General features: G+C 59.5%; 17 protein-coding genes and 1 pseudogene. 7 read left to right on the top strand and 11 right to left on the bottom strand.

Annotated features, from left to right (window positions below):
- Positions 1-6 precede the first annotated feature (6 nt).
- From IF189_RS18455 to IF189_RS18470, 4 genes and pseudogenes are all read left to right on the top strand, one after another.
- Positions 7-1,140 (top strand): annotated as a pseudogene (locus tag IF189_RS18455) (AAA family ATPase); the annotation flags it as partial.
- Between the two features lie 211 nt (positions 1,141-1,351).
- The gene (locus IF189_RS18460; protein WP_085712498.1) at positions 1,352-1,975 is read left to right on the top strand and encodes a response regulator transcription factor; all 624 of its coding nucleotides are present in this window, start codon (positions 1,352-1,354) and stop codon (positions 1,973-1,975) included.
- Between the two features lie 3 nt (positions 1,976-1,978).
- A complete protein-coding gene (locus tag IF189_RS18465) occupies positions 1,979-5,566 on the top strand; it encodes an ATP-binding protein (RefSeq protein ID WP_134827445.1) in 3,588 nt (1,195 codons plus the stop codon).
- A gap of 97 nt (positions 5,567-5,663) precedes the next feature.
- The gene (locus IF189_RS18470; RefSeq protein ID WP_134827446.1) at positions 5,664-7,805 is read left to right on the top strand and encodes an autotransporter outer membrane beta-barrel domain-containing protein; all 2,142 of its coding nucleotides are present in this window, start codon (positions 5,664-5,666) and stop codon (positions 7,803-7,805) included.
- A 73-nt stretch (positions 7,806-7,878) separates the two neighbouring features.
- On the opposite strand, the gene IF189_RS18475 is transcribed toward IF189_RS18470, so the two are convergent.
- The 4 genes from IF189_RS18475 to IF189_RS18490 form a co-directional block, all read right to left on the bottom strand.
- A complete protein-coding gene (locus IF189_RS18475) occupies positions 7,879-8,442 on the bottom strand; it encodes a DUF4174 domain-containing protein (protein ID WP_134827447.1) in 564 nt (187 codons plus the stop codon).
- A gap of 211 nt (positions 8,443-8,653) precedes the next feature.
- Entirely contained in the window at positions 8,654-9,439 is a 786-nt protein-coding gene (locus IF189_RS18480; RefSeq protein ID WP_085712503.1) for a sulfite exporter TauE/SafE family protein, read from the bottom strand.
- A gap of 102 nt (positions 9,440-9,541) precedes the next feature.
- Positions 9,542-10,756 (bottom strand): MFS transporter, encoded by a 1,215-nt coding sequence (locus IF189_RS18485; protein ID WP_192552038.1) that lies wholly within the window; start codon positions 10,754-10,756, stop codon positions 9,542-9,544.
- Positions 10,757-10,837: 81 nt separating this feature from the next.
- Positions 10,838-11,587 carry a hypothetical protein gene (locus IF189_RS18490; protein WP_192552039.1) on the bottom strand — a complete coding sequence of 250 codons (750 nt, stop codon included), beginning with the start codon at positions 11,585-11,587 and terminating at the stop codon, positions 10,838-10,840.
- 245 nt (positions 11,588-11,832) lie between these two features.
- Here IF189_RS18490 and IF189_RS18495 point away from each other — a divergent pair, with 245 nt between their 5' ends.
- Positions 11,833-12,981 carry an aldose epimerase family protein gene (locus tag IF189_RS18495; protein ID WP_192552040.1) on the top strand — a complete coding sequence of 383 codons (1,149 nt, stop codon included), beginning with the start codon at positions 11,833-11,835 and terminating at the stop codon, positions 12,979-12,981.
- Positions 12,982-13,141: 160 nt separating this feature from the next.
- Here IF189_RS18495 and IF189_RS18500 read toward each other — a convergent pair whose 3' ends face one another.
- The 6 genes from IF189_RS18500 to IF189_RS18525 all read right to left on the bottom strand — a co-directional run bounded on the left by IF189_RS18500 (position 13,142) and on the right by IF189_RS18525 (position 22,570).
- Positions 13,142-13,405 (bottom strand): PAAR domain-containing protein, encoded by a 264-nt coding sequence (locus tag IF189_RS18500; protein ID WP_134827451.1) that lies wholly within the window; start codon positions 13,403-13,405, stop codon positions 13,142-13,144.
- Between the two features lie 88 nt (positions 13,406-13,493).
- Complete coding sequence (locus tag IF189_RS18505) at positions 13,494-13,844, bottom strand: hypothetical protein (RefSeq protein WP_134827452.1); 351 nt, start codon at positions 13,842-13,844, stop codon at positions 13,494-13,496.
- A gap of 42 nt (positions 13,845-13,886) precedes the next feature.
- A complete protein-coding gene (locus tag IF189_RS18510) occupies positions 13,887-14,369 on the bottom strand; it encodes a DUF4265 domain-containing protein (RefSeq protein WP_065259374.1) in 483 nt (160 codons plus the stop codon).
- Entirely contained in the window at positions 14,359-19,044 is a 4,686-nt protein-coding gene (locus IF189_RS18515) for an RHS repeat-associated core domain-containing protein (RefSeq protein WP_134827453.1), read from the bottom strand. Before IF189_RS18515 ends, IF189_RS18510 begins: the two co-directional genes overlap by 11 nt.
- The gene (locus tag IF189_RS18520) at positions 19,041-21,926 is read right to left on the bottom strand and encodes a type VI secretion system tip protein VgrG (protein WP_192552041.1); all 2,886 of its coding nucleotides are present in this window, start codon (positions 21,924-21,926) and stop codon (positions 19,041-19,043) included. The genes IF189_RS18515 and IF189_RS18520 overlap by 4 nt, the downstream gene beginning before the upstream one ends.
- A 128-nt stretch (positions 21,927-22,054) precedes the next feature.
- Positions 22,055-22,570, bottom strand: a complete 516-nt coding sequence (locus IF189_RS18525; RefSeq protein ID WP_008084998.1) for an Hcp family type VI secretion system effector — start codon at positions 22,568-22,570, stop codon at positions 22,055-22,057.
- A 433-nt stretch (positions 22,571-23,003) separates the two neighbouring features.
- On the opposite strand from IF189_RS18525, the gene IF189_RS18530 reads away from it, so the two are divergent.
- Complete coding sequence (locus IF189_RS18530) at positions 23,004-23,825, top strand: aldo/keto reductase (RefSeq protein ID WP_134827457.1); 822 nt, start codon at positions 23,004-23,006, stop codon at positions 23,823-23,825.
- Between the two features lie 29 nt (positions 23,826-23,854).
- The gene (locus tag IF189_RS18535) at positions 23,855-24,325 is read left to right on the top strand and encodes a DUF1810 domain-containing protein (RefSeq protein ID WP_085712507.1); all 471 of its coding nucleotides are present in this window, start codon (positions 23,855-23,857) and stop codon (positions 24,323-24,325) included.
- Here IF189_RS18535 and IF189_RS18540 read toward each other — a convergent pair.
- Complete coding sequence (locus IF189_RS18540; protein ID WP_167748770.1) at positions 24,290-26,650, bottom strand: DNA polymerase II; 2,361 nt, start codon at positions 26,648-26,650, stop codon at positions 24,290-24,292. The genes IF189_RS18535 and IF189_RS18540 overlap by 36 nt on opposite strands.
- Positions 26,651-26,813 lie beyond the last annotated feature (163 nt).

A 26,813-nucleotide genomic window follows, 5' to 3' on the forward strand; every position in this document is an offset into this window, starting at 1 on the left:
GGATTAGTGAAGATCAACAGCCTCAAACTCACGAATGTCGGTCGGTTCAATGACATCACCGTTCATTTGGCTCCTCTTTCCGGATCCCCTTCCCGCGTCACCGTGTTCGTGGGAATCAATGGCGCCGGCAAAACCACTCTGCTGAAAGCGCTCACCACCTGCCTGAGCTGGCTGATAGCAAGGATTCGTACCCGAAAAGGCAATGGCAGCCATATCGCAGAGGAAGACATTCGAAACGGGACTTCTGCTGCCATCGTCTCGATCGCGGTAGCAGAACCTGCACATCCCCGAGTCAATGCCGAGTCTGATCCCGATGAAGAAGACGATGTATTCGTATGGGGCATGTCACACAGCAAACAGGAAGGGAAAACAACTCTGCGCAGCTCCTTGGAAGACGTAAACCTGCTCGCCGATCACTATCGCACCCTGCTGACAGCCGATGACAACGCCTCACTTCCCCTGATCGCCTACTATCCGGTGGAGCGCTCGGTTCTCGAAATTCCGCTGAAAATCAAAAGCGGACAAACCTTCGATCAACTGGCGGGCTACGACGACTCACTGAAACACAGCACCGACTTTCGCCGCTTCTTTGAATGGTTTCGAGAACGTGAAGACAGCGAAAACGAGTCCGGCATTTCCGATTCCGCATTGAACGAAATAGCTCAAAAGCTTGGTGCCGAGAGCGAAGCCTGGAAAACGTTATCCAATCTCAAAGCTTCCTCCCGTGACTCCCAACTGACGGCCGCCCGCTCCGCCATCGCGGCCTTCATGCCGGGCTATACCAACCTGCGAGTACAACGAAAACCTCGCCTGCACATGGCGATCGACAAGGACGGTGTCACTTTCAATGTCGCCCAACTGTCGCAAGGCGAAAAGTCGATGCTGGCACTGACCGGTGACATCGCCCGTCGACTGGCCATGATGAACCCGTCAATGGGCAATCCGCTCCACGGCGAAGGCATCGTACTCATCGATGAAGTGGATCTTCACCTGCATCCGGAATGGCAAATCAACCTTATCCAGCGGTTGAGCAAAACATTTCCAAACTGCCAATTCGTGCTGACAACCCAGTCTCCCTTGGTCATCGCGGATGCAAAAGAGGCTCTGGTTTATGCCTTGAGAGATGGTGAACTTCACGAGTTCAATGTCGGTTAAGGGGTAATACCCCTCCCCCCTGATAAAAAGTTACACCCCAGCGCCAAAGATACCTCTGCACGACACCTCCCATTGCTTCCCCCCGTAAACCTTGTAGGATCGCGCCTTTTTTTCACTGCCCCACCACCACGCATCCGATCTGCCGGGCCTGCCATCCCCTGCGGACTATGCTGAAACAGGGCCTGAGGGTTGATCCATGAAAGTGCTGTTGGTCGATGATCACGCGGTAGTGCGCATGGCGATCGGGATGATTCTGGCCCGCGAGGGCCATGAGGTTGTGGGTGAGTGCGACAACGGTGTGGATGCGTTGAGCCAGGCGTTTGCGCTCAGGCCCGATGCGATTGTGCTCGACCTGGATATCCCGCAGCTCGACGGCATGGCGGTGATCGACCGCTTGCGCATCGGCGGCAGCAAGGCTCATGTGCTGGTGCACACCGGCCTGAAAAGCCAGGCCTATGCGGCGCAATGCCTGCGGGCCGGGGTGTCGGCGTTTTTGTCGAAGGTCGACGATCCGGTGGAGATCGTCACCGCGCTCAAAGCGGTGGCCAGTGGCAAGACATGGTTTCCGGTCAATGCGCTGAATTCGGTGCGGGCCAGCGACTTTGCCCGAGACGATGCGCAACTGCTCGATGGCGTGTCGCGCCGCGAACTCAAGGTGTTGCACGGATTGGCCCAGGGCAAGAGCAACAAGCAGATCGCCGATGACATGCTGCTCAGCAACAAGACCATCAGCACTTACAAGACCCGTCTGATGCAGAAACTCAACGCAGGCACGTTGCTTGAGCTGATCGATTTCGCCAAACGCAATCACCTGGTCTGAACCATGAGGTTCGGGCGATGGCTGAGCGCGTTGAGCCTTACGCTGCTGACGCTGGCGGCGAATGCCGGGCCGCTGAGCCTGCTCAGCCGTGCCGCAGACAATCAGGTCGCCCTGCCCCTCAACAACGCTCAGCATCAATGGTTGGCCAACAAAAATGTGCTGCGCGCCGGGGTGTATTCGCCGGATCGGCCACCGCTGGACATCACCGCCAACCAGAAAGATTACGAAGGCCTGTCGGCAGACTATCTCGATGTGATCGCCCGCAGCCTTGGCCTGCGAATCGAGATCCAACAATACGCCAGTCAGGCCCAGGCCCTTGCCGCGCTGCAACGGGGCGATGTCGATCTGGTACCGCGTATCAACCACCTTAAAACGAACTACAGAGATCTGAGACTGAGCGCGCCTTACGCTTACGACCAGGCTGTATTGATCAGCCACTTCGGCACCCACTGGCCCAGTGACCGGTTGCCGACCGGCACCACCGTGCTGTTCGATCAGGACTGGATCACCCGGGAACGAGTGGCGTCGTTGTTTCCCGAACACCCGCTGCAAGCCGTCGACTCGACCCAGCAAGGCCTCGGCCGGGTGGCCTACGGTGAAGGCTCGGTGCTGCTGACCGATGCGATCACTGCGCAATACCTGCTCGAACGCAGCTACCAGCAGAGCCTGAAACAGACCATTCAACGAGACTCTGAGGGGCTGGGTTTCAGTTTCGCCGTGCAGCAGGATAATGCGCGGTTGTTAAGCCTGCTCAATGCGGCGATGGCGAGGATCACACCCCAGGAGCGCACGGTCATTGCCCGGCGCTGGGGCATCGGCGCCAATCCGAAACTCGGTTACAACCGCCTGCAACTGACGGCCGCCGAACAGCAATGGATCAAGGATCATCCACAGATCGAGGTCCTGGCCAACGACCGCTATTCACCGTTCAGCTTCTTCGACAACGAAGGCCAGTTGCGGGGTATGGCCGCCGATCTGCTGGAGACGATCAACGACCGCACCGGCCTGACATTCCGGCCGGTCAAGATGTCCTCCGTCGACGCCATGACCGGCCGCGCGCAACGGGATCCGCCCAGCCTGATCGGTGCGATGACCTACAGCGCCCGCCGCGACGAACGCCTGACGTTCTCTCGGGCCTACGTGATCAACCCGTTCGTGCTGGTCACCCGCACGCAACCGGAACGTCAGGGGCTGGCCGGCCTCAAGGGCCATCGGGTCGCGATCATCAAGGATTCGGCCGCCGCCAACTGGCTGGAGCGTGAATGGCCGGACATCCGCACCGTGCAGGTCGACACGCCAATCGAGACCTATGAACTGCTCGCCGAAGGCCAGGTCGATGGCGTGATCCAGCCGCAAATGGGCGCGGCATATTTGATCGACCGATTCTTTCGCGGTCGCCTGCAAATCGATTCGGTGCTCGGTGCACAACCGGCGCTGATCGGTTTCGCCACCGGCAAACAGAACGCCATGCTGGTTTCGATTCTCGACAAGGCACTGCTCGATATCGCCCCGGACGAGTTAAGCGACCTGGCCAGCCGCTGGCAGAATTCCCAGGACAGCCAGGACACCTGGAGCACTTACAAAAACTGGATTCTGCGTGCGGTGTTGGTGCTGCTGACCGTGCTGCTGGTGATTCTGGCGTGGAACCTGGGTCTGCGGCGGCAGATCGCCGAGCGGCAAAAGGCACAAAAAGCCTTGAGCGATCAGTTGCTGTTCATGCAGGTGCTGGTCGATGGCACGCCGCACCCGATCTACGTGCGTGACCGCAAAGGGCTGCTGTTGAGCTGCAACCGCGCGTATCTGCAAGTGATGGAAGTGGAGCCGCACCAGGTGCTGAACAAAGGCCTGATCGAGGCGAACATCCTGCCGCTGGACACCGCCCACCAGTACAAACGCATCCACCGCGCCACCCTGGAAAGCGGCGAACCGTCGTTCGACAGCTTCACCATGACGGTCAAGGACAAAACCTACCACATCTACCATTGGGCCCTGCCCTACCGTGATTCCGACGGGACCATGACCGGCGTGATCGGCGGCTGGATCGACTTCACCGAACAGCAGCATCTGCAACACGCCTTGCTCGCGGCCAAACATCAGGCCGAGGCAGCCAACCGCGGCAAGAGCCATTTCCTGGCGGTGATGAGCCACGAGATCCGCACACCGATGAGCGCATTGATCGGCGTACTCGAACTGCTGCGTCACCAGTCCGCACCGCGTCCGGACGACACCGAACTGATCGATATCGCCCAGCAATCCGCCGGCGGCATGATGGAATTGATCGGCGAGATTCTCGACCTGACCCGAATCGAGGCCGGCCAGTTCGAACTGCGCAACAGCCGCTGCCATCCCGAACCGCTGGCGCGAACCGTGACCGAGGGATTCGCCAGCCTGGCCCGGCAGAAAAACCTTGAGCTGAACTTCATCAGCAACCACGCCGACAGCGCCGTGGAGCTGGACTCGCTACGGTTCAGGCAGATTCTTTCCAACCTGCTGAGCAATGCAATCAAGTTCACAGCTCAGGGAACCGTCACCGTCGAGCTGCGCCTGGAGCCCGACGGCGAACTTGCCCGACTGCGCCTGGTGGTGCGCGACACCGGCATCGGGCTCGACGAACAGCAGCGTCAGCGCCTGTTCCAGCCCTATACCCAATTCGAGGTCGGTGATCGTGAGGTTCAGGTCGGCAGCGGTCTCGGGCTGTCGATCTGTCGGCAATTGACCGAGCAGATGGGCGGCCGACTGACCTGCGAGAGCCAGCCGGGACAAGGCGCCTGCTTCACCCTGGAACTGCCGGTCAAACGCCTGCCGGACGACGAGGCAACTCCGGCAACCGACGATGCAACGCTGCCGCCACTGCCCGTGCGTCATGTGTTGATCGTCGAGGATCACGAGTTCAACCGCGTGGTGCTGCAGCGCCAGCTGGAGTCCCTGGGCATGCGTGTCACCTGCGCCGAAAACGGGATCGACGGCCTGCGCCTGTGGCGCGAAGACACCTTTGATTACCTGATCACCGACTGCAACATGCCGCTGCTCAACGGCGACAAGATGACCCGCCAGTTGCGCGCCATCGAAGCCGCCGAAGGCCGTGCACCAACCCATGTGCTGGGGCTGACGGCCAACGCCCGCCCCGAGGAAATCCAGCGCTGCCTCGAGGCCGGAATGAACGACTGCCTGTTCAAGCCCCTCACCCGCCCTGTGCTCGAACGCTACCTGCGCGAGGCCGAACGGGCCAGACAGGCCACTGCGCCGTGCTTCGATCTGTCGAAGGTCACTGCCATCACCGCAGGCGATCTGAGCATGACCCGGCAACTGCTCGCCACGGTGCTGCGCACCAACCAGGAAGATTTCGAAACCATGCAGGCGCTGTTTCAGGCCGGTGACTTTTCCGAGATGAAACGCTGCTGCCACAAAATCCTCGGCAGCGCGCGGATCATTCACGCCGCGCCGTTGATCGCTGCATGCGAACAACTGGAAGCGACCTGCGAAGTCAGCACCACGCGCCAGGAAGTGCACCGCTTGTTCGAAGCCTTCGGGCAGCAGATGAAGCGTTTGCAGTCGCACCTGCAAGTGGCCTTGCACAGTGCTTCTGTGTAGGACGCTTCCTACAAATACTTGGGAAGTGCCTGCGTTACCCCGACCACTCGCCTGAGCAGAATTCGCCGCCTCTTATAGCGGTTGTCGGCGGATCATCATGCTTGCGTTGAATGTACGGTTTTCTCGGGTTTCACTTTCGGGTGCCCTGCTGGTGCTCAGTGCCGCGCCCATGGTGGTACAGGCCGCCAGTTGCGACGGTTTGCCTTGCCTGACCTCGCCACAAAGCAACCTGTTGGTCGATAACGGCTCAACGGTCCTGGCCGGCACCGGCGCAACACTGACCGACAGCATCGTGAGCCTTGGCACCCTTCAGTTGCTTGATGAGAGCGTGGCCAGCAGCACCACGATCAAGGACAGCGGATGGCTGGAAGCCCGTGACAGCGCGAAGCTCACCGACACCCTGATGGAAAACGGCACACTGGTATTGATCGGTTCTGCCACAGCGCTGACGACCCGGGTCAACGACGGCTTTTTTGAAGTAACGCAAAACGCCGCAGTCAGCGACACCCGGCTCGACGGTGGCCAGATGTATGTCTACGGCGATGCGCTGGCCAAGAATACCCTCGTCGCCAACAGCCTGATGACCGTCTACCAGAATGGTCATGCGCAACAGACCACGGTCAATGCCGGCGGCGAACTGGCGGTCAACGACACCGCGTCGGTCGACGATACGCGGATCAATCAGGGCGGTACGATGACAAGCGTGGCCGGCACGACGGTCTCCAATACCACAGTCAATCAGGGCGGCGTGATGGTGCTGGGCGCCGCAGCCACCGCCAGCGACACCACGCTGAACGACGGTGCGCTGCTGCGCCTCAAGGGTGACGCCGCATTGAACGGAGCCAACCGCCTCGATGGCCGGGTCGAGTTTGCCGATCCGGCCATCAGCGGGGCATTCCACACCCTGACCATCAACGGCCCGCTGACCGGCAACGGAACGTTCGCAATGAACACCGATCTGGCGTCATTGCGCGGCGACCTGCTCAAGGTGCAAGGCACGATCAGCGATCTGCACACCTTGGTGGTGGCGGATTCCGGCAATGCACCGAGTGGCGCACAGCAGGCTCTGAAGCTGGTCGAGGGCAATGGCGGCAATGGTGATTTCCAGCTGTTCGGCGGCACGGTCGATGCCGGGGCCTACCGCTACTCGCTGCAGAAACAGGGGAATGACTGGTATCTGGGCAAACCGGCGATCAGCACACCGGATGAAAGTATCCAGGAGCCGCAGGTTCCACCGGTCGATGGCCAACCGGAAACCGCGGTGCAACCGGTAGTGATTCAACCGCCAGCGACACCGCAACCGCAGCCTCAGCCGCAATCACAGATTCTGAGTAAAGGTGCGAACGCCGCCGTCGCCAACCAGGCCGCCACTGCCGCATTGCTCGATGCGCAAAACGGCAGCACCCGACAGCACTTTTCCGATTTGCGTTCGGGCAAGGATCAGGGCGGCATCTGGGCTCGAGGTTACGGCACAGAACAGAAACTCGACACCCGCACCAGCCGCGCTTTTCAGCAACAGGCCAACGGCATGGAAATCGGTGCCGACACCGCGCTGCCGACGGCCAGTGGAACGCTGTATGTCGGCGCCCTGTTCGGTCAGGGTCAGGGCCGCCAGGATTTCGGTGAGCGCAGTAAAGGCACGATCGACAGCACCACGCTGGGCGCCTACGCCAGCTATCAGGATCAGAGCGGCTTGTATGTCGACGGTGCCCTCAAATATTCGCGGCTGAACAATGAGATCAAGATCACCAGCAACCTCGGCGACCCGGTCAAGGCCCATTACGACAACCATGCCGTCAGTGCCGAGGCGCAGATCGGCAAGGTCATCGATCTGGGCCGGGACTGGTTCGTCGAACCTCAGGTGAGCGTGCAGGTGACGCGCATCAGCGGCGGACGTTACACCGCCAGTAATGGACTGGATGTACAGCAGGATGCGATGACCTCGGTGCAGAGTCGGGTCGGTGCGCAGTTCGGGCGCGAACTGCAACTGGACAAGGGCCTGCGGATCAAACCGTACGTCAAGGCTGCCTGGGTCACCGAACATGCCGGCGACAGCGAAGTAAAGGTCAACGGCGCACGCCTGGACAGTCGCCTGCCGGGATCACGGGCGGAACTGGGTGGCGGGTTGATGCTGACTGCAGCACAAAACCACCATGTGTATGTCGAGGGGCAGTACGCCAAAGGCAGTGACATCGAGCAGCCCTGGGCGGTGAATGTCGGGTATCGCTACAACTGGTAATTTGCGGGCAATAAAAATGGCGAACGGAAATATCCGTTCGCCATTTTTTGTTCAGGTCACCCGAACCGTGCTCTCAATCATCCGGCATTTCCGGCGGCTTGGCGGGTTTCGCAGGTTTTGCCGGTTTGCCGTTCTTCGCCCCCTTGGCCGGTGCTGCCTCGGTGGCTGCTGGAGGTGGAGGCGCGGCGACCAGTTCCTTCTCGGCGGCCGGCAATGCATCGATGGTGTCGAAGACTTTCTTCAGGTCCACCGACTTCGCCTCGTCCCCGGCGGCCGACAGTTTGGTTTCCCCATCCTTGCCCATCAGAAAGACTTTCGGATAGGCCCCGGCACCCAGCTTCAGCGAGCGCAACAGCGCCATGGTGTCCTGTTGCCCAAGATCCTTGCCGTCAAGCTGTCCGGCCATATTGAGGATGGTGTAGACCTTGAGCTTGCGGTCGGCGATCCCCTGCTTGTTGGCCGGGTCCTCTAGGGATTTTTTCAGGCTCACCCAGACCGGGTCGACCGTACTGCTGGCGATGACGATCAAGGGGCGGTAATTGCCTTTGTCGACATCCAGAGGGGAATCGTTGTCCCCGGCGAACAAGGGGCCGGCAATCGCCAGCAAGAGTGTCAGGGTCAATGACCTGATGAGCATGCGCATCTCCTTTTGATATCCACGCTCTAATGATTGCGCATCGTGGCGATTGTTCCGGGGTTGCCCGGCAAATATGTTTCGCCTTGTTCAAAGCGTAGGTCAGCAACGATTTTGCGCAACCGGACGGGCGCGATCCTGTCGCCCATTTGTTTACCTTTTATGACCGCCCCGGAGCGACTGTCGAGCTTGCCGGGTCATGCCGGCACGCGGATCAGAACGCCAGCTTGTACCCGATCAATACCAGCATCGTCGCCAGGCACGGACGCAGCAGTTCATCGGAGACCCGACCGGTCAGGTGACTGCCGAGCCAGATGCCCGGCAGCGAACCCACCAGCAGGAAGCCCAGCACGCCCCAGTCCATGTTGCCCATGCTTGCGTGGCCGAGGCCGGCGACCAGGGTCAGTGGTACGGCGTGGGCGATTTCGGTGCCGACCAGACGGCGGGTCGGCAGCAGCGGATAGAGGATGAACAGCGCGACGGTGCCGAGGGCGCCGGCGCCGATGGAGGTCAGGGCGACCATGGTGCCGAGGATCAGGCCGGTGATCACCGTCATGATATTCAAGCGAGTGCCGCTGGGGTTGTAGTTGCCGCCCGCGCGTTTGTGGGCGAATTCCAGCAGGCGCTTCTTGAACAGAATCGCCATCGCCGTGGCGAACAGCACGTAGCCCAGCGCCTGCTTGATGATGGCGTTCATCGCATCCGGTGCGGTGTGCAGGGTACTGAGGAACCACAAGGTCATCGCCACCGCCGGCACACTGCCAAGGGTCAGCCAGCCGGTGATGGCCCAATCGATGTTCTTGTTCTTCCTGTGCACCAGCACGCCGCTGGATTTGGTGATGGCGGCGTACAGCAGGTCAGTGCCCACCGCCGTGGCCGGGTTGATGCCGAACCACAGCAGGATCGGCGTCATCAACGAACCGCCGCCGACACCGGTCATGCCGACGATAAAGCCCACCACCAGCCCGGCAATCACCAGGCCGAAATTTGCCAATTCCATGAAGACATCCAGAAGACGACAGGAAAAATCTGGCCCGCAGCATAGCGATTTTTCTTATAACCACCTATATCGATCCGATCTATCGTTATGCCATTTCATGCTTCAGTGTTGCCGCCGGCCGGGTTTGAAACTGTGGGTGGAATTGATCCACACCGTGGCCAGCGCAATCAGCGACAGAATCAACAGCGCCCACGGAAACGACATCGCCCCCGCCCGGTCCAGCAGCAACCCGCCAAACAATCCGCCGCCGGCAATCGCCACGTTCCACGAAGTGGTGAGCATCGCCTGCACCACATCGACATGTTCACCGGCAGAGTCCGCAGCAGCGGTAAGCAGCAATGTGGCCGAACCGCCGAACGACAACCCCCACACCGCCATGCACGCATAAATCAGCCACGGCGAAGGCGCGGCCAGCGCCAGCACCAGTGCGGTCACGGCAAACACCGCGAGGCTGATCAGGGCCAGCCCCCGCAACCAGCGATCCACCAACAGGCCGATGATCCAGATCCCCAGCAGCGAGCACAGGCCAAAGACCAGCAGCACCAGATCGACCCGCTCGCCAAGACCGGCCTGCATCAGAAACGGCGCGATGTAGGTGTAGAGAATGTTGTGGCCGAGCATCCAGGTCAGCACCACGAACAGCACCGGGCGTACGCCGGGCAAGCGCAGTGACTGCATCAGCGGCAAACGCTCGGCGCGGGCCTGGCCCGGACGGTCCGGCACCGCGATGACGATCCACGCTGCCAACACCAGAGCCAATGCCGACATGATCCCGAACGAGGCGCGCCAGCCGATCGCATTGCCCAGCCAGGTGCCGGCTGGCGTGCCCAGCGACAACGCCACCGGGGTGCCGAGCATGGCAATCGCCAGCGCCCGGCCCTGCTGATGCACCGGCACGATCCCGCGCGCGTAACCGGCCATGATCCCCCAGGAAAGCCCTGCCGCCATCCCGGCCAGAAACCGCGACGCCAGGGTCACGCCGTAATGAGTGGAAAACGTGGTGACGGTGTTGAACAGCAGAAACCCGCCGACCGTCATCAGCAGCACCCGCTTGCGCCCCCAGCCTCGGGTGGCGACCGTCAGCGGAATCGCCGCGACAATCGAGCCCAGCGCATACAGCGTCACCAGTTGCCCGGCCAGCACTTCACTGACGTTGAGGCCCGCGCCGATCTGCGGCAACAGACCGGCCGGCAAGGTTTCCGTGAGGATGGCGATGAAGCCGGTCATGGCAAACGCCAGCAGCGCGGCGTAAGGCAGTTTGTCGGTGCGGATGGCCCTTTCCAGGCTCGTGTATTCGGCGCTTGCGGGGTCGGTCATGACAGGTGCAGCTCCCTTTGAGTCAAATCGGACGACGGATTGTATACAAATCTCATCGTCCGCCACTCTACCCGACCTGGCTTACTGCACGGGCAAAAAATTCAAAAACAGCAGGCTCTGGGCGTAGTTCAAACCAATACGCCGGTAGCGCTCGTCGAGCATCTGGGTCAGCAGATCGAGACGCGCCACGACTTTGCCGAACTCCGTGGCGAAGCTCAGGTTGCTGCCCTCCTCCGATATCTCATTGGAGAACAGCAGCGGCTGACCTTCCTCGTTCTGCCGTTGGGCGAGGATCCACGTGGCTTTCTCGATGTTGCGCGCGGCGTTGTTGACGAAGGTCGGGTTGATCGCATCGGTCATGTAGAACTCGGTGCGATTGCCGTGGGCGGTGACCAGCATGCTGCCGATGGCATAGATGAAGGCACCGACCCGGTCACCGAGAAACTCCGGACTCATCGCATAGCTCAACGCCGCCAAGTCTTTTTTACCGCCGAGGGTCGGCAGCGGTTGCTGCTGCTCAATGGCCAACCGCACTTGCTTGACCGCCGTGCGAATGTCGAGGAAGCCGGATTTGCGCAATTCGTCCGGGTTGCGCAGGTACAACTTGCCCATCAGGCGATAGAGGCTGTCGAGGTTGTCGCGCATCGCCAGGGTGGCCATGCGGTCGACGCTGGTCTGAAGAAACTCCTGAGGCCTGCCCTCACGCATCTGGCTGACGAAATTGTTGCCGTCCTGATGACTGCAAGCGCCGAGCAACAGGGTCGACAGGCAGGCCAGCAACAGGCACGGGCGATGAATGAATGCAGCGATGTGGGGCAAAACTCTCGGCATGAATTCTTTGACAGACACGTTCCTGTGCGGCGGGAGTCACCGCAACCTGGCCATGGATAGAGCCGGGGATTGCGCAAAAGTGCAGTGCCGCAGCGTTTTCCCGACTTTCGGTGTTTGACGAATCATCATTTAGTCCGACTTTATTTTTGCAATAAACGTTTAATCGTCTATAAATTTTCATTCAAACGACAATTAGCATGACTATTTAGTGATTTTGAAAACAACAACAAAAAGGAAGGTCAACCATGCTTCAATCCCGACACTTACTCTGCGGCCTCGGACTGTCCCTGATGATCGCCAGCCTCTCCGCCCAGGCCGCCGGCCTGTCCAGCGAACACAAAGCCTTCGGCAAAACCAATGACGGCACCCCCGTCGAGCAATACATCCTGCGCAACAGCCACGGCATGCAAGCCACGGTCATCACCTACGGCGCGACCTTGCAGGCGCTGCAGGTGCCGGACAAGCACGGCAAGCTCGACGACATCGTCCTCGGTTTCGACGATGTGCAGGGTTACCAGAAAGGCACCGCGTACTTCGGCGCGACCATCGGCCGCTTCGGCAATCGCCTGGCCGACGGCGCCTTCGAACTCGACGGCAAACGCTATCAAGTGCCGCAGAACGACAAGACCAATGCCTTGCACGGCGGCACTCAGGGCTTCGACAAAAAAGTCTGGAAGGCGACGGAAACCAAGGACAAGGATTCGGTAGGCGTGACCCTGACCTACCTGTCGGCGGATGGCGAAATGGGTTTCCCCGGCAACCTCACCACCGAAGTGACTTACCGCCTCACCGACAACAACGAACTGCGCATCGACTACAAGGCCAGCACCGACAAACCGACGGTGCTCAACCTGACCAACCACAGCTACTTCAACCTCGCCGGTGCCGGCAACGGCGACATTCTCAAGCAAGTCGCCACCCTGCATGCCGGCCATTACACCCCGGTGACCGCCAAACTGATCCCGACCGGAGAACTGGCGCCCGTGGCCGGCACGCCGATGGACTTCACCAAACCCACCGCCATCGGCCAGCACATCAAGGCCGATCACCCGCAACTGAAATTCGCCGAACCGCAACACGGTGGCTTCGATTTCAACTGGGCGCTGGACACCAAAGGTGACGTCAGCAAACTCGCCGCCGAAGTCAGCGACCCGCAATCCGGTCGCCACTTGCAGCTGTACACCAACGAACCCGGCGTGCAGTTCTACACCAGCAACTTCCTCGACGGCACGGTCAAGGGCAAGGGTGGCAAGGTCTATCCACACTGGGGCGCGTTCACCCTGGAGACCCAGCACTACCCGGACTCGCCGAACCAGCCGAACTTCCCGAGCACCCGGCTGGATCCGGGACAGACCTACACCCAGAGCGTGGTGTTGAAGTTTTCTGCGAAGTAAAAGCAAAAGATCGCAGCCTGCGGCAGCGTCTACAGGGGAGAATCAATCCTCATGCAGAGCTGTCGCAGGCTGCGACCTTTTTGCTTTTTGAACACTGGGACTGGCCCTGCCCACTCTAAATATCGATCAAGGCAGACAGAAGTAACCGAAATTCAGGGACTCAGCTGATTACGGCGCCTTTCGGGCCACTGGAGATCAACGCGGCTCCACAGGCGGTTTTCATGCCGTCCAGCGCGATGGGCACGCCATCGACGGTGTAGGTGCTGCTGCCCTCGGCAATAGGGAAAACCCCTTTGCATAAGGGACAGCTGACTTTGTGACCCACCCCGGCAATTGGCTTACCGTTGAGGTTGGTTTGGGAGAATGCTTCGAGCACCTTGCCACCGTGAGTGGTGGAGTCGCCCAAGCGGATTGCGTCTTTCATCACGTCACTCCATTGACAAGTATTGACTACTCATACTTCAACGTTGTCTTGAGCAGCATTGAAACCGGTTTTCCTCCGGTTCCTCTATTTATCGTTTCTCAGTCATCCATACGTCTTCATACCCTTGCGCATCAGTAATGAACTTTGCCCCTGTGGGCAGAGAGAGAAAGCTCACCGTCTGCGGCAGAATTTCATTCAAGTGGCGAACATGGACAGCCTGGTAAAAATCATCCGCCGCAGCGCAATACTCTCCGCAGTGAATGAACCAACTTACATTTCCTCCCTCAGGTGGCTCCACTCTACTGCCGTAAATGGGAGATCGGCCGAGTGTCTTCAGGGCGACAGCAACCATGTCCTCAGGGGGCTGGATGGCGAGCCCATATTTTTCACAGAGTATTCTCTGAGACGAGTCAGGAGTGGTCGTTTCAAGCTCGCTCAAGAGATTTTCCTCCGACCACCGTGTTGTTCCTCGCCCATCACTTCAACTCTGTAGCCACCAGTTCAGAAGCGTCTCGTCCTCGTCGTCATCAATGTTTTTATAGATGTTTGCGTAATACCATTGGATGCCGGTTTTCTCGCTAAACCGATCAAAAAACTGATTGATCTTATCCATCCCATTGATCGCCGGGACGGCTAGCGAGAGGTTGCCCTCATGTACACCGTCCAGTGTTCCACCCAGCTCAAGACCGACACCTCGTTCAAGTCCGTCTATTTCCTCAGGGGGAATGTAATCGGCATAAATGTGGATGCAAAAATTGCCACCTCGCTTCAACACGTCTGCATGGGCGTTTTTGTTCTTGATCGAGATCACATCACCCCGTGCCAGATTCAGCGCCAGGCCCGGAGAGGAAAGCAGCTCATATGTATCCTCCGCAACCTGTCGAGCCGGCAGTTCCTCATACACCGGGCCATCGTCATCTGCGACGAATACTTGAATCAAAACAGGTGCGCTTCTATCGTCCATACGGTGCTCCGCAGCTTCCACGTTCAACACACGACATACCTTCTTTCACGTAACCACTGTTCCCAGCGCTCAGGTTACAGGATGCACCCTCAAGATCCACGTTTACATCGGCGAGGTTGCCACCATTGGACGTCGCCACGTTCTTGTGGCCCAAGTGCATGTCATCCGGGTTTGTAGAGGTATGTCCACAACGCCAGCACTTGTAGACACCCACAGGCTTGCTCTTGGCGATAAGCTTTTTGCGGCAAGCAGACTGCCCTTTCCGACTGCCACCACCGACCTTGCTCGCCGCCATGTCTTGAGCCGATGCTCCATGACCATCTTTCAGTGCGACCTTTGACGGGGCTTTTTTCACCAGACCAAGCGGGTCGATCCACTGGGTTGGATTAGGTGCGTATTGGTGAAGGTTGATACCACCAGCCAGGCCTATCGGATCCTTCGAGATGAAGCGCCCGACCTGCGGATCGTAGTATCTGTAGCGGTTATAGTGCAGACCCGTTTCATGGTCGTGATATTGCCCCTGGAAACGTATGGGGTTGGTCAATCCGTGCTGGACAGCAAAACTGGTCTTCTCTTCCTTTACTTGTCCCCACGCCTGGTAACGAGCTGCCCACACCACCTGCCCCTTTTGGTCTGTCAGCTCGAGGGGAGTCCCCAGATGATCACACTGATACCAGGCCAACACATCGAAAGGTTGCGCCTTCGGCTCATGAGCCCATAACGGGTCATCATCGAGGCTGTAACTCCCGAGGTACTCAGGCTGACCAACCAAATTGATCGGACTCTGTCGAAGCGCCTGCGCTATGGGTATAAACGTGCCCGGCTCATAAATGTAATGCACGGTACGCCCGGTACCGCCGTCCATGTCGGCAGGGCTGCTTTCCCACGACAAATTGTCTCCATCCCAGCCGTAGAGTGTCAGGCTGCAACCGAGCTCACGCTGTATGCGTCCCTGTTCATTTCGATTCCAGTGCGAACCGGCTTCGTGACGATGCTTGAAGTGCGCCGTCGAATTCTTGTAAATCCGACGCCCCAGCGCATCGTAAGCAAACTCGACAGAGAGACGAGAGTCTTCAAAATGAACCAGTCGATCAAACAAATCCCACCGCATTTGACTGCGGTTGCCATTGTGCCAACGCAGCGTCTGATTTCCGCGCTCGTCGTATTCATAGTGGGTACCGGCATACTCGCGTATCAGGTTATCCAGAAGCTTGCTGCGTGGAGGATCGAGTTCCAGAGGCCTGCGTACCTCTGAAGCCTTTTCATCGAGCAGGTTACTGGCCGGGTCGAAAGAGAATGTCTCCAACCCATTACGGCTCACGGCACTGAGCAATCGCCCGACCGGATCATAGCGATAGACTGCTGGGCCTCGGCGACTATCGTTGAGCTCCGACAATTGGCCGACAGCGTCATACTTGTATTCGCGCTTGAGCAATGTGGACTTGTCATCCACTCGCGCCAGTAATTGCTCTTGCAGACGACCAGCAGGGTCCCACTTCTGCGTTTGCAATAAATGGTTGCCCTGATGACGGGCAACCTCTCGATGCAGGTCGTCACGCTCATACCCGACCAGCTCGTGCTCATCCAGACGCAGCGCAAGCAAGTGGCCACTGCCATAGGTCAGCCAACTGACACGGTGACCGTCTGGGCGAGTCGTCGCAACGCATTGATTGAGCACGTCATACTCATGCTTCCAGATAGCAACTGTCGGCTGCTCAAGACCCAGATAGTGCTGGTGCTCTCTCGTCAGATTGCCCGCCGGATCATAGAACCACTGCAGGCGGCTCTGATCGTTCGTGGCCATGACCATGTTTCCATTGCCGTCGTAAGCAAAGGTCTCGCTTTGAGCTGTCTCGCCAAGACTCGCGTGACGACCGATCAATCGTCCCATCGGATCGAATGTCATCGAGATAACGCGCTCTGCGGATACAGCCTGAGCCAATCGGCCAGTTTCGGGATCGTACTGATATCGAGTCGTGTGACCGTCGAACCCCGTCTCCTCAAGGAGTCGTCCTGCCGGATCGTAATGGAACTGGGTACGTTGATTGTTTTCGTTTTCGAGTGCCACCAGGCGCCCCAGCCGATCCCAGCGATAACAAAGACTCTGTTCGCAAGCATCGACTCTTTCGGCGATCAACCCCGCTGCCGTGTAAGTCCAGGTCGTGCAGCGATCCAGGCCATCAACATGGGTCAGCAAACGCCCTTCGGCGTCGCGTTTAAAGTGTTCTTCAGTTTTATCGGAATGCGTAACAAGTACAACATGTCCCGACTCGTACTGGTATTCAGTACTCTGTCCCGCTGCATCAGTGAAGCAGATCATCTGACCGCGTTCGTTGTATTCCCAGGCACTGGCCTTACCCGAACAGTCTGTGTATTTCAGCAACAAGCCTGCATCGTTGTATTCGAGTTTCTTTTCGTTGCCATTGGCGTCCTTGATAGCAACAGGTCGACCAGCCTTGTCATAGGAATACTCCGTCTTATTGCCCAATGGATCGACGGACTCCACCAGATTTCCAGCGTCATCGTAGGCGCGTTCCCACTGCCCCCCCTCCGCATCGCTGATCCTGATCAACTGATTCTGATCGTCATAAGCGTAGTGAGCCACACTTCCGTCGGGACTTATGTGCTCGAGCAAGTTACCTCGCTCGTCATAACTGTAACGTTCAGTACTTCCGTCGGTATGAACGTGACGAATCACATTTTTGGCTTCATCGCGGAAGAACCACTCCGATCGTTCGTCCGGATATCGAATTCGATAGGTGTAGCCCAAAATGTCGTAGTAGTGCCAGGTCTCATTGCCGTGTGCGTCAGTAACGTACGTGAGACGAATGTTTTCGTCCCAATCCAGGCGAGTATCGAAACTGCCGTCGTCAGCCCATTCGCGAACAGCTTTGGCATCAGCGGTGTGCCCTTGCCATTGCAGATTCATGCCACGGCCGGTGCGATCGGTATATCGGGTGAGTAGATGGTGTTGGTATTGGTATTCCCAGGTCGCCCCGTTCTCGTCTTGTGCCTGAACCAAATCCCCGAAGTCATCGTACTGATAGCTGCAGAGTTGCCGCCGGGGTGCACCATCGCAAATTTCCCAAAGGCCTGTTATCCGGCCATGGTCGTCGATGAGAGTACCTACATGTAGGAGAACCTGAGTCACGTCATCCTGATAAGTGATCAGATCTGAAAGAACAGAGACATCACCGTGGCGATGCTCGTAATGCAGCATTAACCCGGCACCATTACGCATCACCACATTCGTCAGCCAGTAACTGCGACCACGGCGCACATAGGTTTCTTTTCGCTCGAAACCAAAGCAAACCAAAAGTTGATCTTCGCTCAAGCGTACGAGTGTGACATTTTCAACGGCGTTGTATTGGAATTGGCCAACCTTGGGCAATGGGAAGTCAATACTTCGACCGTCGGCGCCAAAAAACACTAATCCGTCGCCCCGACAGTCAAACCGGGTGGAAAACTCCGTCACCCACCGTGCTCCCAACTCGCTCGTGTCAAATGCATCAAATCGAGAGCTGTAAGTACGCACCCATTCAATCGGGAATAGACCGGGCAGGCTGAAGTCGGTGTGGCTCAAGGATTCTGAGCCCAGTGCAAAGTTGATACTGTTGCAAGTACCGGTACAGCAACCGTTCTTATCCCCCTTCGCAGCCTGACTTGCCGGGCTTTCCTTACTGCTCGCGCCCAGTTGACCATCAGTACCCTGACGTTGAGCTTTACTGGTCGCACCCGGTTTGACACTGGCGCTCTGTCCATGAGCATTACGCTTGCGCCAGCTGGCAACGGCCCCAGTCAGCATAACGAGCAACCAACCGATCGAATGCTGGACACCTGGGTCACTCAGCTTGGTCAGTTGACCGCGCAGTTCCGGCCCCATTGCTCGCAAGGTAGAGGTATGGCTCAGTACCAGGTGTTTGACCTCGTCAGGCATCAGAGCCCGCGAGGCGCTATTGGCCAGCCCTTTACCAGCAGCTTTGTATGCGCTGAATACCGCTCCGAAAATGTTGCCTATGGCAGCCTTCGGATCACTGAGCAGTTTGTCGCCAGCAGCGCTGATCTGCTTCTTCGCAGCCTGCACAGAGCCCTTTGTATCGAGCTCACCTTTGACAACGGTTTCAAGTCCTTTCGCAATCTCGTTGATCGCACTCTCACCAAGCTTGCCTGCATCAGAAAGTATGCCGGCCAACTTTCCCTGGGCCTGTTTCGCGAAGTCGTCAATAGTACCGACGATCGTGGCATTCAGATGACCAATCAAGACTTCGATCAATGAGTCGCCGAGCAACATCTTTGCGCTGCTACGCAACTCCTGTCTGACCAGGAACAACGTGGGCCGCAGACTCATGCGTGCCGCAGCCATGCTAGGTGGTGCAGGCAGCACGCCTATCAAGTTGATGCCCAGACTGACCCAATCGAGCACTTCGCGCTTTTTGCTCTTGGATAACGTAACGATGTCACCCAATGCGTCGACCAGCGCCATGATATTGCCAACCACCGGCAACGAGCCCGCAACGTTTTTAATCCGGTCAAGCGTAACAACACCTCCGCTGATGGATTGGAGCCAGGCATCGAATTTAGCCGCTCCGCGTCCAACATCCTTTGCGTCGATAACATTGAGCGGAACGACGGCAACCTGAGGCTCGCGTTTTACAACAGCAGTTTCAGTGGTCATGACAGCATCTCACCCGCCGGCAGGCCCGGGGTTTTAATAGAAGTTTTTGGCAGGGCTGGAGCCGGAAGCGTTGGCAACTTGCCCGCCTTGCTCGCCGCCCCGAGAATCCCCGACGCACTCGGCATCGCCGCACTCGCCAGCTTCGGCAACCCTGCCGCCCCGCCCTGCATCACACCTTTCACCTGCTGCGCCGTTTGCATCGCACCCATCCCTGTCTGTGCCAATTCCTTGCCCTTCTCCAACATGTCCCAGTTCTTGCTCGGCAACGCCTGCGCCACCATCGCCTGCACCTGACTCGGCACGTCTTCGGCACCCGGCGGATTCAACGGCCATTCCGGCTTGCCGATGTAGCTGCCTTCACTCCAGGTGTCCGCCGGATCCTTGCCGAACAGCACGCGCGCCGGCCCCGGTGCGGCGCCGGCAACACTGGCGAAGCCCTTCGCATCGAGCTTGCCCTTGATGCTCTTGCCCAAGGCATCGATGACTTCGTAATCGCCGTCCTTGATGCCCTGACGCCCGGCGTACTGGTTGAACAATTCGAGGTTGCCCTTGCCCGGTTTCGGCGGTTCCGGGAACACACCGGCCAGACTTTTGGCGCCGGTGTAGGCGAAGTTCGCCGCATGCGCGGTGTACGGGCCGCTAGTGGCGTGGGTGATGCCGCCGGCGTTGTAGGTCGTGGCGCTGCCGCCGCCCTGGATCACCAGTTCGGTCTTGGCGGTGATGGTGATCCGGTCGGCGTTGGCGGTGATGTTGAGTTTGGCCAGCAGGTTGATGCTGTCCTTCAGCGCCTTGACGTCGATGTCGCCGGAGGCCGCCACCAGCCGCCAGCCCATGCTCTGCACGAACAGGCGCATGCCGCGACTGGCACTGGCCAGCAGGCGTTTGCCGATGGAAAAACTGGTGTGGCCGGTGCTGCTCAGCGCCAGGTGTTCGCCAGTGGCGATGTGGCTGGAGCGCGGCGTGGTCAGGGCGATGCCGGCGGGACTGGCGAGCACCAGATGCGGCTCGGTGAACTCGGGGAATTCGTTGGCGGTGAGGTTCGCCGGACCGCTGCCGAGTACGCCTTGATGCTGCGCGTGCAGGGCTTTGGCCACGTCGTCCTGATCGCCCGCCTCTTGGGCTTGCAGCTCTTTGGCCTGCGTAGCAAAACCGTCCTGTTGATCGCTGGCGGTGGCCAGGCGTTCGGCGGTTTCCGGCAGGTCTTTGTGGTGTTTCGATTCGTTCGGGCGCGGTTCGGTGGTGATCAACAGACCGGCCCCGGCGCGCACGGCGCCGTGGCGGTCGGTGCGCAGTTCGAAACCTTCGCCCCGTGGCTGGCCGCCGCTCGGGCGCGGATGGGTCAGGTAACCGAGGTTGATCGCACTTGCACCGTGGTCACTGCGCAGCGCGATGCTGATCTCGCTGGTGGTGTCGTCGATGCGCAGTTCGTTGGCGCGGCTGCCCTTGTATTCCTTGCTCTTGACCGTGGCCAGGGTCTTGAAGTCCGGCAGTTTGTACGGCGGCAGGTTGGCGCCGTGGTACAGGCAACCGGTGATCAGCGGCTGGTCGGGATCGCCTTCGAGGAAGGTGATCAGCACTTCCATGCCGACCCGCGGAATGTTGATTGAGCCAAAGGTTTCGGCGGCCCAACTGGAGGCCACGCGCATCCAGCAGGTGGTCTTGTCGTCGTGCTGGCCTTCGCGGTCCCAGAAGAACTGCACCTTCACCCGGCCGTACTGGTCGCAGAAGATTTCTTCGCCCTCGGGACCTGTGACCACGGCGCTTTGCGAGCCAAGGACCTTGGGCTTCGGGTGATCCAGCGGCGGACGGTACGGCACGTCCCAGGGGATGGCGTTGAAGCGGTTGCGATAGCCCTGATGGAAATCGTCCTTGTCGTCGGTGGTGTCACTGGTGACCGACTCTTCCAGCACTTGCGGCTGCTTGCCTTCGTGGAAGATTTCGGTGAGCAGCCACAGGTCGTTCCACGTCGGGTTGGCGTGGTCGGTCAGGGCCAGAAAATGGCCCGTGACCAGAATCGGCTGGTCGCTGTTGCCCTCGGCCAGGCGATAGTCGCTGCGGTGGCGTTCGAGGTTGCGGTTGGCCAGGTGCTTGCCACGTTCGCGGTCCACGAATCGGCCCGGGTAATCGTAGTCTTCCAGGTCCGGTTGGGCACTGCTTTTGGCGTCGCTTTCCAGTTCGATCTTCGGTTTGACGAAGTCGTAATCGCGCCGCGTGGTGCGGCTGGTGCGCGTGGCCAGGCGCAGGCCGAAACGCTTGACCACCGGTTTGTCCGCCACCAGCCCGGAGTCCTGCTGGTAGGCCACGGGCGCGAGTTTCGGGAACACCGTCTGATCATCGCCGAAGGTCAGTTTGTGGCCGCTGGACGTGTGCTGGAAGTGGTAGTGAATCCCCTCCTCTTCGCACAGGCGCTGGACGAAGTGCAGGTCCGATTCGTCGTACTGCGTGCAGTAGATGCGCTCGGGATAGATCGCGCTCAGCTGGAAGTGGTAATCGCTGGCGAGGATGCCGTGTTCTTCCAGCACCTTGCTAATGATTTGCTGCACGGTCATCTGCTGGAAGATGCGCTGATTGAAGCGGTGCGCGAGGTAGGAAAGCTGCGGGCGCAGGGAGATCTTGTAGCGGGTCAGGCGTTTGCCCGCTTCGCCTTGGGCGATGCTGTAGATCAGCCCGTGAATCCCGGTGCCGCTCGGCGACAGCTGAAGAAACGCCAGTTTGTGCAGCAGGCTTTCGAGGTTGATCGAGGCCTTTTCGCTGACCAGTTCCAGCTCGAATTCGAAGGGCGTGTTGAGGGCTTCCCGGCCGGTGAACGACAGCACCTGGAAATCGCTGTCCGCGCCATCGATGGTCAGGTTGAAATGAGGCTGGTTGGCAGGTGAGAACATTCCCTTGTCCCTCGCGCAGTGCTGCAACACACGCCAGATCGGTAAGGATCTGACGTCGAAAAATCATTGAGTTGTAAAGGTACCTCGACCGAAAAAACCGGCCGAGGCGATACAACCATCAGTCGCGATTAAACGACTGGAGCACGCCAGTCATCGGAACCCGAAGTACCGGATACTTCGTGGGTCCAGGTGATTTTGCGGTAGGTGAACTGCACTTCTTCCAGGTGGGTGAAGTGCGCGTTGCCTGGATCCTGGCAGTTGTGCATTTTGTTGTTGATGGCGACGATGATCGCGTCTTCCAGTTTGGTGGTGTAGTAGTGCTCTTGGGTACCTTGAGCCGAAGTGCGGTACCACTGGATAACGATTTCGCTCATGCGCTCGCCGGAGGTCAGAGCCGCTTGCAGCAGCGGCGAAGCCTTGTCGTAGACCTTGGTGATCACAACTGGCTTGTGCACGCGCTGACCGGTTGGCTGACCGGATTGCGGGTCACGCGGGATGATCACGTCGTGGGTGAAAGCCTGAACCATGACCTGGTCTTCGTGGCCTTCCTGAAAGGTGTTGCCAACGGAGTCGGCAGTGAAGGCGCCGGCAGTGATCAGGCCTTGTTTTTCGCCGGTAACCGACATGTACGCGGGTGTTGCCATGGGGTGTGCTCCTTGCTCAAAAGACAGGACCGGACGGCGTGATTGCCTGTCCAGGCGACAAAGGAGGAATCAAAAGTCATGCCAGCCATTACATGGCCATTACCCATCAAGGGCTTACGAATCTCGCGTGAGAATTTTCCATTCTTTGCTGTAGGAAACAGCGAAAAAGTGCGCAAGAAGTTGCGCAGTACTGTGCAACTTCTTGCGCACTTGGCTGGAGGCCTTGATCGGCAAGGCCTGCCGGGGTTTTGACCGTGGTTTTATTACGGACAACTGCGCAACTTTTTGCGCACTTCCTAAACGCCCTTTCAATACATAGCAACAACAGAACCTCGCCATAATCGCCTCAACGGGCCGACACACCTCATTTGGAACCCATGGGCTATCCTGCTGCCCACTTAAAGGTATCGACCGTTTCGGAAAGGAGGTTTGAATGCGTACCCTCGAACTGGCTGGCGTGCAGGTTCCGGTGATTGGCCAGGGCACCTGGCGCATGGGCGAAGACCGCTCGGCGCACAAGCGTGAAGTGGCGGCCCTGCGCAGCGGCATCGAGCTGGGCATGACCCTGATCGACACCGCCGAAATGTACGCCGAGGGCGGTGCCGAAAGCGTGGTCGGCGAAGCCATCGCCGGCCTGCGCGATCAAGTGTTCCTGGTGAGCAAGGTCTACCCGCACAACGCCAGCCGCAAAGGCATTCCCCAGGCCTGCGAGCGCAGCCTGCGCCGGCTCGACACCGATTACATCGACCTCTATCTGCTGCACTGGCGCGGCCAGTATCCGCTGGACGAAACCGTCGAGGCCTTCGAGCGCCTGCGCGAGGACGGCAAGATCGGTCGCTGGGGCGTGTCGAACTTCGACGTGGACGACCTCGAAGAACTGTCTTCATCGGCGTGCGCGACCAATCAGGTGCTGTACAACCTGGAAGAGCGCGGCATCGAATTCGACCTGTTGCCATGGTGCCAGCAACAGCGCATGCCGCTGATGGCGTACTGCCCGATCGGCCAGGGCGGCGCGATGCTCGCCGAGCCGGTGCTGAAACAGATTGCCGCTCGTCACGGCGTGACCCCGGCACAGGTTTCGCTGGCGTGGATTCTGCGTCAGGATGGGGTGATTGCGATTCCCAAGGCCGTGCGTCCGGAACACGTGCAGCTCAATGCACAAGCGGCGCAGCTGCAACTCGATGCCGGGGATCTGGCGGCGCTGGACCAGGCGTTTCACGCGCCACAACGCAAGCAGCGGCTGGCCATGGTCTGAGCCACCGCCGACTGACAGAGGGCTTCGCCATGAGAAGCACTGATCAGGACGATCCATTCAATCTGCAACGTTTCGTGCTCGCCCAGGACCCGGTGTTCGAGCGGGTCCAGCGCGAGCTCGGCGAGGGTCGCAAGCGCAGCCACTGGATGTGGTTTGTTTTCCCGCAGTTCGCCGGGCTCGGCGGCAGTGAGATGTCCCGGCGCTTCGCCATCGGCTCCGCCGGGGAAGCGAGGGCTTACCTGGCCCATGAGCTGCTCGGCGCCCGGCTGCGCACCTGCGCGCAGCTTGTGCTCAATGTGCCGCAGCGTTCGATTGCCGAAATTTTCGGCCACCCGGACGACCTGAAATTCCACTCATCGATGACCCTGTTCGCCCAGTTCGCGGACGACGACAGCCTCTGGCATCAGGCGCTGGAGCGCTATTTCCACGGCATTCAGGACGAATGGACCCTGCAGTTGCTGGACTCAAAACAGGCCCAGTTGCCCCCCGATCAGGGTTGAGAAGTCGTCGTCGACAAACGGCAGGATCGCATCCGCCACCGGTTGCAGCTGGCGGGTGATGTAGTGGTCGTAGTCGATGGCCGCGCGGCGTACTTCCAGCGGCTCGGGCCCGGCCAGGGTGATGACGTAACTGATCCAGCCACCGTTCTGGTATTGCCGTGGCCGCCCGTGCTGCGCGTTGTAATCGTCAGCCAGTCGCGCCGCACGCACGTGGGGCGGAACGTTGCGTTCGTAGTCGTCGAGGGTGCGGCGCAGGCGCTTGCGGTAGACCAGTCGCTCGTCGAACTCGCCGGCCAGGGTCTTGCGCACGTATTCACGCACGTAATCCTGATACGGCTTGCGCTGGAAGATCCGCTCGTACAGCTCCTGCTGGAATTGCCGGGCCAGCAGCGACCAGTCGGTGCGCACGGTTTCCAGGCCTTTGTAGACCATTTCCTCGCTGCCATCGGCGCGGGTCACCAGGCCAGCGTAGCGTTTTTTGCTGCCCTCCTCAGCGCCGCGAATGGTCGGCATCAAGAAGCGTTTGTAGTGAGTTTCGAACTGCAATTCGAGGGCGCTTTCCAGCCCGTACTGCTCGCGCACATGCTCACGCCACCAGTCGTTGACGTGCGCAACCAATGCCCGGCCGATTTGCGCTGCCTCCTCCTGACCGTGGGGGCGACGCAGCCAGACGAACGTCGAGTCGGTATCGCCATAGATCACCGCGTGGCCCTGAGCCTCGATCAGTTGCCGGGTACGCAGCATGATTTCGTGGCCGCGCAGGGTGATCGACGACGCCAGCCGCGTATCGAAAAACCGGCAACCGCTGGAACCGAGCACGCCGTAGAAGGCGTTCATGATGATCTTCAGCGCCTGGGACAGCGGCGCGTTGTGCTCGCGCTTGGCGGTTTCCCGACCTTCAGCGACCCGGGCGACGATGGACGGCAGGCAATGCCGGGTTCGCGAGAAACGCGCGCCGCGAAAGCCCGGCACCGAATCGCTGTCATCGGGATGCTGCAAGCCTTCGATCAGCCCCACCGGGTCGATCAGGAAGGTGCGGATGATCGATGGATAAAGGCTCTTGTAGTCGAGCACCAGCACCGATTCGTACAACCCCGGTTGCGAGTCCATGACAAACCCGCCGGGGCTGGCCTGCGGCGGATTGGTGCCGAGATTCGGCGCCACAAAGCCCTGGCGATGCATCAACGGCATGTACAAATGAGTGAACGCCGCCACCGACCCGCCGCTGCGATCCGCCGGCAGACCGGTGACGCTGGCGCGTTCCAGCAGAAACTTCAGCAGCTCGGTCTTGGCGAAGATTCGCGTGACCAGTTCGCAGTCCTTGAGGTTGTACTTGGCCAGCGCCGGTTTGTCCTCGGCGAACATGCGGTTGATCTCGTCCATGCGCTGGTACGGGTTGTCGATGGACTTGCCCTCGCCGAGCAACGTCTGGGCGACGTTCTCCAGGCTGAACGACGGGAAACTCCAGGTCGCCGAACGCAGGGATTCGATGCCATCGATGATCAGCCTTCCTGCCGCTGCCGCGAAGTAATGATTGCGGCTGCCGTGTTCGCGCCACTGCATTTCCTCGCCGCCGCGCCCGAGCTTGAGCGGCACGCCGAGGCGTCGGGCATGTTCGTGGAGGATGCGCAGGTCGAACTGCACGAGGTTCCAGCCGATGATTGCGTCCGGGTCGTGGCGGGCGAACCAGTCGTTGAGCTTCTTCAAAATCAGCGTGCGCGATTCGCAGTACTCAAGATCGAAGTCGACGATGCTGTCATCACCGTTGGGCGCACCGAGCATGTACACCTGCCGTTCACCGCAGCCTTCCAGCGCGATGGAGTACAGCTCGCCCTGCTCGGTGGTTTCGATGTCCAGCGAGACCAGTCGCAGTTGCGGGCGATAATCGGCTGAAGGCTTGAGATGAGCGTCGAGCAGCACACCGTCGGCATCGGGCGTGCCGCTGAACCACACCGGCGCGGTGATGAAGCGCTCCATCAGGTAACGCTCGGGCGGTCGCACATCGGCTTCGAAGACATCGACACTGTGGCGGTTAAGCGCGGTTTCCAGACGCATCAACTGACCGTGTTGCTGGCAATACAGCCCGAGCACCGGGCGATGTTCGAAATCCTGCAGGGCCAGGGGGCGCAGTTCGACGTTCTTTTCGTCCGCCAGCACCCGCTCGGCCTGCTCGCGTTGCACAGCCGGGATGAACGCCACCGACGGCTGATGCGGCAGGCGTACGCGGCGCGGCCCGGCGTCGGTCGCCAGCCAGAACTCGACTTCGGTGCCGGCCGGGGTGTCGCGCCAATGCCGGGTCAGGACGAAGCCCTGCTGTAAATCCACCACTGCGACCTCAAGAATTGATTCAGACGGGCATTCTACGCGGCATTGCAGCAACGAGTGATAAAGGGCTCGTCATGAAAAAACCCGTCAAATGACGTTTTTTGCGTGTTATCTGCCGTTTTGCGACCTTGCTCTGCGCGCCACGGTCTACGATGCTTGGAGA

This window comes from Pseudomonas sp. IzPS59, from assembly GCF_014863505.1.
Taxonomy (GTDB): Bacteria; Pseudomonadota; Gammaproteobacteria; order Pseudomonadales; family Pseudomonadaceae; genus Aquipseudomonas; species Aquipseudomonas kribbensis.